This is a genomic window from Paenarthrobacter ilicis, from assembly GCF_016907545.1.
In the GTDB taxonomy this organism is placed as follows: domain Bacteria; phylum Actinomycetota; class Actinomycetes; order Actinomycetales; family Micrococcaceae; genus Arthrobacter; species Arthrobacter ilicis.
This window is the reverse complement of sequence record NZ_JAFBCD010000001.1, coordinates 3805524-3817120: the sequence shown is the minus strand read 5'-3', so window position 1 is coordinate 3817120 and position 11597 is coordinate 3805524. Positions and strand designations below refer to the sequence as shown.

The following is an 11597-nucleotide window of genomic DNA, read 5'->3' as shown; positions in this document are numbered from 1 at the left end:
AACTGGACCTGATCCATCAACGCCTCATCCGGAAAGAGAGTCGGCATGCTCAGCGGGGAACGTCACGGGAAAATCCTGCGTGAACTGGATTTGCGGGGATCGTTGACAGTGAACGAGTTCGCCGCCAAGACGGGGCTCTCCACCATGACCATCCGCCGGGACCTGACGCAGCTTGCCGGACAGGGCTTGCTCCGCCGGGTCCACGGCGGGGCGGTCAGGAACCCCTCGGAGCGTCCTGGCGAAGCCGAGTACCGGAGGTCCCGTCAGCCCCTCGCCACCCTGGGATTGATTGTGCCGACCACCGGGTATTACTTCCCGGAGATCATCCGCGGCGCCGAAGCTGCTGCCCGGGCGCTGAATGCCCGTCTCATCTTGGGCGTCAGCAATTATTCTGTGGAGGACGAGTATCGTCAGCTGCAGCGGGTGGTGGCCAACTCGGTGGACGGGATCCTTCTGGCCTCCGCGGGTCCGGTGGAGCCGGGCTCGCCCACCTTTGAGCTGTTGGACGAACTGGACATCCCCGTGATCCTGGTGGAAAGGTCCAGCCGGGCTTTTGAGTCGGTGATGTCCGATCACGCCTACGGTGCCGAGCTGGCCATTGAACATTTGGCGGCACGGGGACACCGCAGGATCGGCTTGGCGATAGCCGCCAGCCCCACCGCGCCGTGGCTCCGGGAAAGCTACGCCAGGATGGTCTCCAAACTCGGTTTGGAGACTGACGCGCCCATCCTCGAGTACGAACGGCTCGGCCCCGTGGGCGGCAACAACCAGACCGAGCTGGCCTCTTTCCTGGACGACTGCCGACACACCGGAACCACAGCGGCGTTGGTGCTGCCCGATGAGGAAGCCATCACGCTGATCCATATTGCCGACGAAGCCGGAGTCGCTGTCCCGCAGGACTTCGCGATTGTGGCTTACGACGACGAAGTGGCGGACCTCGCCGCCGTTCCCCTGACCTCCATCGCGCCGCCCAAGCGGGACGTGGGCCACGCCGCCGTCACCATGTGCATGGAGCGCCTGGCCGGCAAGCAGGGGTCCGGACTGACCCCTGCGCTGCGGCGGGTGAACCTGGCTCCGCAGCTGATAGTGCGGGAATCGTCAGGGCTGCTTGAGGGCGAATAGGGCCCCTCAGCTGGAGGTGTGGGCAACAGTCCGGAAGCCACAGTTGCCACTGGATGACTCCGGAGTATTGGATGTCCTGGCCGCTACCCGGTACCGGTTGCAGTAGGAATCGTGGCAAAGGTAGGAGCCTCCACGCATTACCTTTCCCCGTCCAATGGTGGGTCCCTGTGGATTGTACGAAGGTGACGCCTGGTAGTACTTCGGAAGAAACCAGTCCGAGCACCATTCCCATACATTTCCGCTCACTTCGTATAGCCCATAGCCATTGGGAGGAAAGCTCTTGACGGGTGCCGTTCCCGGGAACCCATCGGCGGCGGTGTTGTGGCTGGGAAACACCCCCTGCCAGATATTGCAGTGATGGGGTTGCCCTTCGTCGACCAGATGGTCGCCCCAAGGGTAGCGGTTCTGTTCCAATCCGCCTCGCGCCGCATACTCCCACTCCGCTTCGGTGGGTAGGCGCCGGCCTGCCCATTTGCAGTAGGCGAGGGCGTCGTTATGGGATACGTGGACGACCGGGTGGTCCGGGGTTTCGGACCAATGCTGTTGTGGGCCGGTGGGGTGTGCCCAGTCGGCTCCCTTGACTGTCAGCCACCAGGGCGCACCTGCTGCCGGGCCCAGAATGTCACGCTCTTGTGCTTCGACCAGTAAGTGGAAAACGGCCGAGGTTCCGTAGAGTTCCGCTTCCGTCCGGTAGCCCGTTTTTTCCACGAATACGGCGAATTGCCTGGTTGTCACCGCCGTCGAATCAATCCTGAAACCATCAAGGTCAACAGGGTGCACGGGTGTTTCCCCGTCGGCTGGATAGCCTTCGCCAAAGCTGTCGCCCATCAGGAAACTGCCGGCAGGAACCATGACGTCACCGTGGGGCGCCTGCCCGTCCGTCCGGTATTGGGGCGGACCTGCCAGGGCCATCTGCCGGCCCGCACGGGAAGGTGAACAGCAGCCGGCCGGCGGTTGGCTCACGGTTCAGTCCCCCTGTGGCCCGAAGCCCGCGCGGGCCAGCCGGTGGTAGTCGGCGTGCTCCAGCAGGGCCGCTGCATCTTCGTCGACAATCACCGTGGCGCGGGGATGAAGCTGCACTATGGACCCTGGCACAGAGGAGGACACGGGGCCTTCCAAGGCGGCTGCGATGGCCTGCGCCTTGGCGGCACCGAAGGCCAGGAGGACCACATGCCGCGCCCGCTGGATGGTACCCAGTCCCTGCGTGATGCAGTGGGTGGGAACGTCGGAGGCGGACTCGAAAAAGCGGGCGTTGTCAGCCCGGGTCTGCGCGGCCAACGCTTTGATGCGTGTTGTGGACGCCAGGGAGGAGCCGGGCTCGTTGAAGCCCACATGGCCGTTGGTTCCGATCCCCAGAACCTGGATATCGATGCCACCCGCGGCCAGGATGGCGGATTCGTATTCGTCCCCGGCCAGTTCCAAGTCCGGCCCGGTCCCGCGAGGCGTCAAGACCAGTGAAGGAGTGAGCCCCAGGGGTTCGACCACTTCCGAGGTAATCACGGACCGGTAGCTCTGCGGGTGCTCCGGGGACACCCCGAGGTACTCGTCCAGGGCGAAGCCCCTTACGCGGGATACGTCCAGGTCCAGTTCCCGGACCGCCAATGACAACGCAGCGTAGGTGGACAGTGGTGTGGAGCCGGTGGCCAGTCCCAGCACGGCATCCGGCTTTCGCTGGAGTTGCGAAACGAAGAGTGAAGCGGCGACCGTTCCTGCCTCTTCCCTGGTGGGGACAATGATGACTTCTGCCATGGATTTTCTCCTGAGTTAGTTGCTGTTGCCGCAGATCGCGGCGCCCACCGAACCGATGGGTAGCCCGGGCGGTACCAGCCGGACGCGCTGGCCCAGTGCCAGCCCTGACATGAAGGCCGAGGAAGAACTGTTTCGCGAGAGTTCCTGGCGTATGCCATTGAGCAGGGGCTGGCCGAGGGCGTTCAGCCCGCCTCCGACGTGGATCACCGCCGGATCAAACGTCAGGCTGATCACCCGGACCGCAGTGGCCACACCGGCGAACAACCGCTGCTGGATCGCGCAGGCCAGGGGATCGCCGTCGGTTGCCGCTTTGAACAGTGAAGCCGCGGGAAGCAAGCTATTGTCGGGCCATTGCCGGGCAATGCCTGATCCGGACGCCACCAGCTCAAGACAACCGGATTGTCCGCAAGCACAAGCGTCCCCGCCAACGGCGTCCAGCGGCAGGTGGCCGATTTCGCCGGCTGCACCGGTGGCACCCCGGACCAGGTTTCCGTTGCTCACGAACCCGGCTGCCAGGCCCGTGCCGAGGTTGAGGTAAGCGCTGGTGCCATCCGCTGATCCACCGCCCAGGAGGTGATGGACGCCGACGGCGGCAGCGTTCACGTCATTCTCGACGCTGGCAGGAAGGCCCAGTTCCGCTTCCACCAACGGCGCGACTGCCAGGTCCTTGAGGCCTACATTCACCGCATTGGCCACGGTCCCCGACCCGGTGTCCACCGTCCCGGGGATTCCGATGCCCAGGCTCGCGATGGGCCGCTCGGCCAAGGTCTCATTTCCAAGCAGTTCGCGGACCAGCCCGAACAGGGTGGCAAGAACTTGGTCCCTGCCGAAGCCCGTGGGGCGCCGGAGGGCGTGCAGCACGGTGTTGTGTTGGTCGATCGCCACAACCTCGGTCTTGGTGCCGCCAATGTCTGCGCCGAGGCGGATGGTCCGCGTGCTGCTGAGCAGGGAAGTAGTCATTGTGTTCCTTCGGGGTGGAGCGTCGTCAGGCGGTTGGAATGGACGGAGACCGGCCCGCCGGCGCGGAGACTGAGGTTGAGGGCTTCAACCAAGGCAACTATGTCCAGGATTTCGGCGGAAGGGATGGTGGGTTTCCCGGTCCGGACTGCGTGAACGATCCCCTCCAGGAGGCCTGTCAGCATGGACGGTCCGGCTTCAAGGGAAAACACCTTTCCGTCCGACCCTGACCCAAGCTGTCCGGAGGTGACAGGGCTCCATTCACGTTCGCCATCCAGGACCGCTTCCCTGCCGTCGGCCCAGAGGATGGTTGACGGCCCCGAAGAGCGGGCGTCCACGGTTGCCCCTTCTGCCACCGCTCCGGGACCGAGTGCCGCCACCGCCAGGTCCACCAGGTGCACGCCGTACCAGGAGAAGCCGGGATGTCCGGGCTGTTCCGGCAGTGGACCGTTCAGGACCACCCGGCGGACTGGGTCGTGGGACGCGGCCAGGAAACCGGGTGTGAACCGTTTGGGCGATCCCGCCAGCACCAACGTCCCCGCCGCGTCAGCGAGAGACAGCATTGCCCGGGCCTCCGCGAGCGTGGGAGCGAAGCGGGTGTCCACGTAGACAGGCTTGCCGTATTCCGCCACCCGTGTGAAGTACTCCGGATGCGTGCGGGCATCAGAGGCCACGATCAGCAGGGCATCGCAGGCGTTGGCAACTTCCTCCGGAGAATCGCAGAGCGCGACTCCCATCGAGGCCACTTGGGCCGCGAAGTCGTCGTTTCGGTCGAGGCTTAGGGGAAAGTCCGACGCCGGCATCCCCTTCCAGGCGTGCGTCACCGTACCGCCGGGGACCACGCCGTCGAACCCGTTCCCGAACAGGTGCGTAAAGGACGGCGCGTGCGGCGAATCCACGCCGATCAGCCCGCAACGGATCGGTGCAGGGACAGCCGTCGCACTCATCCTTTGACCCCGCTGTGGGTGATGCTGGCGACGATGTGCTTCTGCAGGAGAGCGAAAATCACCAGGCAGGGTATGAAGCTGACCAGAGTGGCGGCCATGACGTTGGACGTGGACGCTGTCTCGGTATTCAGGGTGGCAAGGCCCACGGTCAGGGTGCGGGCTGTGTCCGATTGGCCCACGACGAGCGGCCACAGGAGATCGTTCCAATGCCAGAGGAACACGAAAATGGCGAGTGTTGCCAGGACGGGACGGATGAGCGGGAGCACGATCTGCGCGAACGTGCGCCACTCGCTTGCGCCGTCAATCCGGGCGGCGTCGAAGAGTTCCTCGGGCATGTCCTTGACGAACTGCCGGATGAGGAAGATGGCCTGTGCATTTGCCAGGGTGGGAAGGATGAGGCCCCAGAGCGTGTTTACCCCGCCCATCTTGGAAACAAGGATGAAGGTGGGGATCAGGGTTGCCTGCACCGGAACCATGAGGGTGGCGATGATGGCCCACAACAGTGCGTTGCGGCCGGGGAAGCGTTTGCGGGCCAGGGCGTAGGCGGCCATGGAAGCAGTGAGCAGCACAACCACCACCGAGACGGTGGAATAGACGAATGAGTTCCACAGCCACAGCGGGAACTCGCCCACATTGAAGATCCGTACAACGTTCCCGAACGTTAGCGACGACGGCCACGCGTAGGGGATGGTGGGTACATCGGCAGGAGAGAGAGCCAGGACCACTACGGCCAGCAGGGGTGCCACGGTGAACAGCGAGATCACCGCAAGGACCCACGTGAGGATCCTTTGCCGTCGCTTCTGCGTACTGCGCCGGGTGGTGCCTGCGGAGGTGGCGGGCGGGGAGATAGTGGCTGTCATTTGGAGTCCTTTCCTTCAAAGAAGCGCTGCTGGACAAGGGAAAGCACCAGCACGATCAGGAACAGCACCACGCCGACGGCCGAGGCGTAGCCGAAGTCGAAGAATTTGAACCCTTCGTCGAAGAGGAAGTAGATGAGGCTGTGGCTGGCCCTAGCCGGGCCTCCTCCGGTCATGACATAGATCGTGTCGAAGACCTGGAAACCGACGATCGTCTCAATGACCAGGACAAAGAACACCACGGGTTTGAGTAACGGCAATGTCACGAACCAGAACGACTTCCAGGCTCCTGCGCCATCGATCGTGGCGGCCTCATGGACTTCGGTGGGTTGGGCCTTGAGCCCCGCGAGGAAGATCAGCATGGAGTAGCCGAAGCCCTTCCAGACAGACACCACGGCAAGGGAGAACAGCACCAGGAGTTGGGGGCCGGAGATGAACGGCACGGGACCGAGGCCCAGCCCGCCCAGCGCCGCGTTCAGGGGACCATCCGTGGAGAAAATCCAGGTCCAGATGATGCCCGCCATCACGAAGGAACTGAGGTAGGGGATGAACAGGAGTGCCCGGAATGTACCGGTGAAGCGGACCAGTTTGTCCAGCAGTACTGCCCCGGCCAAGGAGACGGCGATGATGAACGGAACGAAGATCACCACGTAGAGGAAGGTGACGCGCAGGCTTTGCCAGAAGTTGGGGTCTGCGGCCAGGCGGGTGTAGTTATCTGCGCCGATGAATTCAAAATCGCCATTCAGGCTGTACTGGGTCAGGCTCATGGCCCCCGCACCGAAAATGGGCAGGAACTTGAAGAGTCCGAAGATCACCAGGGTGGGCAGGACGAAGAGGATGCCGGCCAGTGCTTCCCGGTTGCGGACTTTCTTCCGGGGGGCGGGCGGCGGGGCTGCAGCACGTGCAGTGGTGCGGGGCTGGGTTTGGACGGACATGGGACACCTATCTGCTGGAGTGGATCAGCGGGCCGCGCGTTGCAGGATGCCGCGCGCTTCCGTGGCGGCCTTGGCGAGGGCTTCCTTGGGCGTGAGGTCGCCGCGGAGTGCGGCCTGGATGCTCGGTGCCAGTGCACCCATGACCTGGCGGGCTGCCGGTGATGACTCACCGGGGTTCGCTGCCTTGAGTGCCGCTGCCATGGCCTTGGAGTCGGCATCGTCACCGAGGACGGCTGCATCCTCACGGGTGGGCAGATTGCCGGCGGCAGTGTTGAGGGCCTTCTGTGCTGCCGCGGTGCTCAGGTAGTTCATCACCGTGTAAGCGGCCTGACGGTTCTCCTTCTTGTTGATGGAGGTCAGTGCCAGCAGCCCGGGGTTGCCATAGGTTGCCTGGACTTTGCCCGTCAGGGGTTCCCCGAGGGCAACATTTTCAGCACCCAGGGCAGCCCGCATCTGTTTGAGTTCCGGGAGGGAGGTGGTGGCCCGCATCGCTGCTTTGCCGGTGGCGATGGGGGCGCCCTCAACTTTGGGGCCATCGGTGGCCGCGTCGACGGGCAATCCGCCGGCCTTTTTGAGGTCCACCAGGAGCTGCAGCGCCGATTCTCCTTCCGCGGAGTCGAAAGCGACGTCTTTGGCGTCGTCGCTGAACACTTTTCCGCCGGCCTGCCACAGCAGCGGATAGAAGGACAGGTTCAACGTCTGTTCAGGACTCCCGGCATAATCCATCACGGCAATGCCCTTGCTGGCCAGGACCGGCGCGGCAGCCCGGAGGTCATCCCAGGTCTTGGGCAGTTCCAGGCCGGCATCCTTGAAGACCTTGGTGTTGTACGCAGTGGTGTTGATGTTCTGGAACAGCGGCACGCCGAACAATTCGCCGTCGAAGGTCGCGGCGTCCAGGGTGTTCGGATAGAACGATTTCTTGTCCTTGGAGACGGCGTCGCCCACTGGCAGCAGCCCGCGGACATTCCGGTACGTGGCGGCTTGGTCGGGCGTGATGAGCACGACGTCGGGTCCGGAGCCAGCGGCCAATGCCGCTGAAATCTGGGCATCGCGCTTGTCGAACGTCTGCAGTTCGATGGTCAGGTCAATTCCCGGGTTTGCCGCCTCGAACTGGGCCTCGGTGTCCTGCCAGAACTTCTTGCTGGCCGTCTCGTCCTTGATGACGGGGTACATCCAGAGGGTGACCTTGCCTGTTGCAGGCCCGGCCTCGCCGGACGAGGAGGTTTGCCCGCCGCAGGCGGTCAGGGCAAGGGCTGCAACAGTAACGACGGCGGCAGCCAAGGCTGCGGGCCGGCGCAGTTTTTGTGTGAACATGGTGAGGTTACTTTCTGCTGGGGGTGAGGCTGGCGTCTTGGAGATGCTTGAGGACAAGGCTGTGGCGTGCGGCCAAGGTGGGGGCCGGCTCCAGAAGGGGATCGTCAGTGTCCTGCATCCAGGCGAAGAGCGCCGCGGACAGTTCCCGCAGGGTGTGGGCATGGGCTGGGTTTTCTGCCACGTTGTCCAGTTCCGCGGGGTCTGACGCCAGGTCATAGAGTTCCAGGGCCGGGCTGGTGCCAATGGTCGGACCGCCCAGGTCCACGGGAAGGCTGCGGTGGACCCACGATTGGGTGGGGTCCATGGCGCGGGGTGCGTTGGAGAAATTGACGATCAACTTGTGCGTGGTGGTCCGTACCGAGCGTTTGGGGTCGTAATAGGTATGGAACGTCAACTGGCTGAAGCAGTGTTCGCGGACGGATTCGCCGCGTTCCACCGCGGCCCTGAGGCTTGTACCGGGGAGGTCCTCCGGCTGCTGGAGCCCGGACACGTCCAGCAATGTTGGCAGCACGTCCACATGGCTGACGATGTCCTCTATCCGTTTCCCGGGCCATGCCGGGTTCCCCGGAAGGCGCAGCATCAGCGCAACTTCCAGTCCGGCGTCGTACAGGGTGCATTTGGCGCGCGGCAGTGCGAGACCGTGGTCGGTGGTGAACAACACCGCGGTTGTGTCGCGGAGGCCCAGGGCTTCGAGCTCGGCCAGAATGCGGCCGACGCCTTCGTCCATGTGCTTGACCGCGCCCTGGAGCTCCGCGATTTCCTCCCTGGACCCGGAATCGTCCAGCAGGTGCGGGGGGATATTGTGTCCGCGAGACGCGTCCGGCGTGACGCCGTCGGCCAGGAAGCCCATGACACCCGGGCGGTCGTGCGGAGATGGAACGCGGTGCGGCTCGGTGAAGCCCACCTGGAGGTAGAAAGGCCTGGTGCCCGCGGCCATCCTTTGGAGGGCATCAGCCGCGCGGCTGACGACGACGTCACGCGCACCTCCCGTGCGGACCTGGTCGAACCCGAGCCTGGCAGCCACCACATCATCGGGCAGGACCCGTGATTCGTGCTGCACCCCCACCAGCTCGGTGCGATACCCCACGGACTTGAGACGGTGGGCAATGTGGATGCTTGGTTCCTTGAGGTCCCAGCCGAAAGGATCATGCGTCAGGCCCAGGACTCCGTTGTTTTGGGGGTATGTGCCGGTAAACAGTGAGGCGCGCGCAGGGCTGCAGTGCGGTGCCGTGGCAAAGGCCTGCTCGAACAACGCGGATTCGTCCGCCAAAGCATCAAGGTGGGGAGTAGAGACGGTATCCACCCCGTAGCTTCCCAGGAACCGCCCCAGGTCGTGGCAATGCAAAAGAAGGATGTTGCGCATGAACTACCCCATCCTCTCCAGGTCAGTGCGGGTTATGGCGTGTTCCATCGGCTGGTTGGCGAGGAAGCGGCGAAGCTCGTCCACCACGATCAGCCCGGCCCTCCGCCGGGATTCCACGGTGGCGCCCGCGATGTGCGGGGTGAGGAGGGCATTGGGCAAGTGCCGCCAACGGTCATCGGCGGGCAATGGCTCGTCATCAAAGACATCCAAGGCGGCGTCGATGCGGCCGGAGGACACCGCGGCGTACAGCGCATCCATGTCCACGACGGTTGAGCGGGCGGTATTGACGAAGGCGGCGCCATCTTTGAGGAGTGCCAGCTGATCTTCGCCGATGAGGCCTCGAGTTTCAGGGGTGTCCGGCGCATGGACCGCCACCACGTCGCTTCCGGCGAACAGTGCCTCCAGCGTGGTGGAGCGGGAGGCCAGCGGGTCGCCCGGCGCAAGGTAGGGATCATAGATGCTGATCTCTGCGCCCAAGGCCATGCACGCCTCGATGTACCTGCGGCCCGTCCGCGAAGCGCCCACCACTCCGATTGTGGCGCCGGAAATTTCCCTGGCACGCCTCACTGTGCGGGCTTCGTCCCACATGGCACCGGAGCGGAGGCTGTGGTCGAGGCGTTCGATCCGGCGCAGAAGGACCAGCGTGAAGGTGAGGGAGTGCTCTGCGACGGCAGGTGCCATCGCCGCTCCGGACTGCGAGATGGGGATGCCGGCCTCCCAGAAGGCGTCGCTGACCAGGAAGTGCACCGAGGAGGCTGCGTGCAGGACGCAGCGGAGTTTCGGAGCCAGTGCAAGGCGCCCGGCATCAAGGCGTGGAAAGCCCCAGGCAGTGATGGCGACTTCGGCATCTCCTGCAGCCTTGGCGAATGCCCGGGGGGATTGGAGGTCTGCGGGCGCCACCACCGTCACCTCGCCGAGTTCGTGGAGCGCAGCCAGTGTTGATGCCGGGAAGAATGGGCTGAATTCGGCGTCGGGAATGCTGAGGAGGATCCGGAGAGCAGGCGGCTGTTCAACGGCGCTGGTGGAGTTCATGCGGTTGACGGTACTGATTGCGTATTAGTTTTGTCAATGACTAAACTAACTAAAAGTCGACTGGATGACCGTCCCGCGTGGCACCGATGCCAGAATGGGAAAGGCCCACGTTGGCACCAACCCAGGAGAAGCGTGCAATGAAGCCCCGCGCAGGAAGCAAGGCACTGATCCGCGAGATCAATGAGGCCTTGGTGCTCGATGTCGTGCGCACCATGGCACCGGTTTCGCGGGCGGCCATCGCTGGGCAAACAGGGCTCAGCCCGGCCAGTATCACGGGGATCACCAATAAGCTCCTGCAGCAACAGCTCCTGGTGGAAACGGAGATCGAGCGCGGCACAGGCGGCCGTCCTGCACGGTTGCTGGAGCTTGGCCGCGAGGGTGTCTTCGCCGCGGGGGTGCGGCTGTCCGCCACGGAGGCTCTCGCCGTCGTCGTAGATTTGCGCGGTGGCGCGGTGGCCTCGCATACCGAGCCACTTGATTCGACGCAGCCCCACGCTGCTGCGGAAGCCGTGGCCCTGGCGGTCGCAACCGCGGCCGGGACCAACACTGCCAAGCTCATAGGTGTGGGCGTTGCGGTCTCCGGAGTCGTGGACCAAACCGGCGGGACGGTGCAGCACAGCGGGGCCATGGACTGGGCCGATGTCCCGTTCCAAGGCATCCTGGAACAGGCCAACGGCTTGCCCGTCGTCATCGACAGCTACGTCAACGCCTACGCCCGCGGACTCCTCTTCGACGGTTCTTTCGCCGGCCGCGACCTGTTGGTCATCAGCGTCGGCACCAGTCTGGGGTCCGCAGTGGTGGTTGAAGGCCGTATCCAACGGGGCTTCAACGGCGCTGCAGGCGGCTTCGCCCACACCCGTTCCTTGACTGGCGGCGGCCCTGCCCGGCCGTGCCACTGCGGTGCGGATGACTGCCTGGAAACCCGCGCCAGCCTGTGGGGAATGCAGCAGGAACTGTTGCGGACGGGCGAAGACCGCGGGGTCATGCCTGACCTCGACGGCGAACTGATTGCCGACGCCGCCGTGCACTTGGGTACCGGTATGGCGAATATCGCCAAGGTTTTGGGGCCGGAACGTGTGATGGTGGGGTTCGCGCCCGAGGCCAGGATGGGCAGCCTTCCGGAGCAGGCCGCAACGGCTTTCCTGGGGCAATTTCGTCATGTGGGCACTCCGGCTCCTGGGATTGATACGGTCACGACCGACCGGGCTGCTGTGGCACGGGGCGCGGCGTGCTCCGTGTTGGACGGGTTGTTCTCGGCCCGGGACTCACAGCCCGAAGGATCACAGCCCGGAGGGTTGCGGCCGGCCAGGACAGCCTGACC

General features: G+C 64.5%; 11 protein-coding genes. 2 read left to right on the top strand and 9 right to left on the bottom strand.

Translation table 11 applies throughout. The features are described from left to right. Nucleotides 1–45 precede the first annotated feature (45 nt). The gene (locus JOE60_RS17475; protein ID WP_167267833.1) at nucleotides 46–1122 is read left to right on the top strand and encodes a substrate-binding domain-containing protein; all 1077 of its coding nucleotides are present in this window, start codon (nucleotides 46–48) and stop codon (nucleotides 1120–1122) included. 6 nt (nucleotides 1123–1128) lie between these two features. On the opposite strand, the gene JOE60_RS17470 is transcribed toward JOE60_RS17475, so the two are convergent. The 9 genes from JOE60_RS17470 to JOE60_RS17430 are packed head-to-tail and all read right to left on the bottom strand — an operon-like array spanning nucleotide 1129 to nucleotide 10276. Beyond that, nucleotides 1129–2034: a formylglycine-generating enzyme family protein gene (locus JOE60_RS17470; RefSeq protein WP_167268389.1), complete on the bottom strand. Its 906-nt coding sequence runs from the start codon at nucleotides 2032–2034 to the stop codon at nucleotides 1129–1131. 54 nt (nucleotides 2035–2088) lie between these two features. Next, on the bottom strand, nucleotides 2089–2871 hold the full coding sequence (locus JOE60_RS17465; protein ID WP_167267830.1) for a glucosamine-6-phosphate deaminase: 783 nt from the start codon (nucleotides 2869–2871) through the stop codon (nucleotides 2089–2091). Nucleotides 2872–2886: 15 nt separating this feature from the next. Beyond that, nucleotides 2887–3831, bottom strand: a complete 945-nt coding sequence (locus JOE60_RS17460; protein WP_208381565.1) for an ROK family protein — start codon at nucleotides 3829–3831, stop codon at nucleotides 2887–2889. Next, entirely contained in the window at nucleotides 3828–4775 is a 948-nt protein-coding gene (locus tag JOE60_RS17455; protein ID WP_167267827.1) for a Gfo/Idh/MocA family protein, read from the bottom strand. The genes JOE60_RS17460 and JOE60_RS17455 overlap by 4 nt, the downstream gene beginning before the upstream one ends. After that, entirely contained in the window at nucleotides 4772–5635 is an 864-nt protein-coding gene (locus tag JOE60_RS17450) for a carbohydrate ABC transporter permease (RefSeq protein ID WP_167267824.1), read from the bottom strand. Before JOE60_RS17450 ends, JOE60_RS17455 begins: the two co-directional genes overlap by 4 nt. Further along, nucleotides 5632–6567: a carbohydrate ABC transporter permease gene (locus JOE60_RS17445; protein WP_167267821.1), complete on the bottom strand. Its 936-nt coding sequence runs from the start codon at nucleotides 6565–6567 to the stop codon at nucleotides 5632–5634. The genes JOE60_RS17450 and JOE60_RS17445 overlap by 4 nt, the downstream gene beginning before the upstream one ends. A 24-nt stretch (nucleotides 6568–6591) precedes the next feature. Then, nucleotides 6592–7881, bottom strand: coding sequence for an extracellular solute-binding protein (locus tag JOE60_RS17440; RefSeq protein ID WP_167267819.1), 1290 nt, complete (start codon nucleotides 7879–7881; stop codon nucleotides 6592–6594). 7 nt (nucleotides 7882–7888) lie between these two features. Continuing rightward, a complete protein-coding gene (locus tag JOE60_RS17435) occupies nucleotides 7889–9244 on the bottom strand; it encodes a sulfatase family protein (protein WP_167267816.1) in 1356 nt (451 codons plus the stop codon). A 3-nt stretch (nucleotides 9245–9247) separates the two neighbouring features. Beyond that, entirely contained in the window at nucleotides 9248–10276 is a 1029-nt protein-coding gene (locus JOE60_RS17430; RefSeq protein ID WP_167267813.1) for a hydroxyacid dehydrogenase, read from the bottom strand. Between the two features lie 137 nt (nucleotides 10277–10413). Here JOE60_RS17430 and JOE60_RS17425 point away from each other — a divergent pair, with 137 nt between their 5' ends. Then, nucleotides 10414–11595, top strand: a complete 1182-nt coding sequence (locus tag JOE60_RS17425; RefSeq protein ID WP_167267811.1) for an ROK family protein — start codon at nucleotides 10414–10416, stop codon at nucleotides 11593–11595. Nucleotides 11596–11597 lie beyond the last annotated feature (2 nt).

Coding starts and splice junctions, on each gene's coding strand:
- JOE60_RS17475 (WP_167267833.1), top strand. CDS start 46: ATGCTCAGCGGGGAACGTCACGGGAAAATCCTGCGTGAACTGGATTTG.
- JOE60_RS17470 (WP_167268389.1), bottom strand. CDS start 2,034: ATGGCCCTGGCAGGTCCGCCCCAATACCGGACGGACGGGCAGGCGCCC.
- JOE60_RS17465 (WP_167267830.1), bottom strand. CDS start 2,871: ATGGCAGAAGTCATCATTGTCCCCACCAGGGAAGAGGCAGGAACGGTC.
- JOE60_RS17460 (WP_208381565.1), bottom strand. CDS start 3,831: ATGACTACTTCCCTGCTCAGCAGCACGCGGACCATCCGCCTCGGCGCA.
- JOE60_RS17455 (WP_167267827.1), bottom strand. CDS start 4,775: ATGAGTGCGACGGCTGTCCCTGCACCGATCCGTTGCGGGCTGATCGGC.
- JOE60_RS17450 (WP_167267824.1), bottom strand. CDS start 5,635: ATGACAGCCACTATCTCCCCGCCCGCCACCTCCGCAGGCACCACCCGG.
- JOE60_RS17445 (WP_167267821.1), bottom strand. CDS start 6,567: ATGTCCGTCCAAACCCAGCCCCGCACCACTGCACGTGCTGCAGCCCCG.
- JOE60_RS17440 (WP_167267819.1), bottom strand. CDS start 7,881: ATGTTCACACAAAAACTGCGCCGGCCCGCAGCCTTGGCTGCCGCCGTC.
- JOE60_RS17435 (WP_167267816.1), bottom strand. CDS start 9,244: ATGCGCAACATCCTTCTTTTGCATTGCCACGACCTGGGGCGGTTCCTG.
- JOE60_RS17430 (WP_167267813.1), bottom strand. CDS start 10,276: ATGAACTCCACCAGCGCCGTTGAACAGCCGCCTGCTCTCCGGATCCTC.
- JOE60_RS17425 (WP_167267811.1), top strand. CDS start 10,414: ATGAAGCCCCGCGCAGGAAGCAAGGCACTGATCCGCGAGATCAATGAG.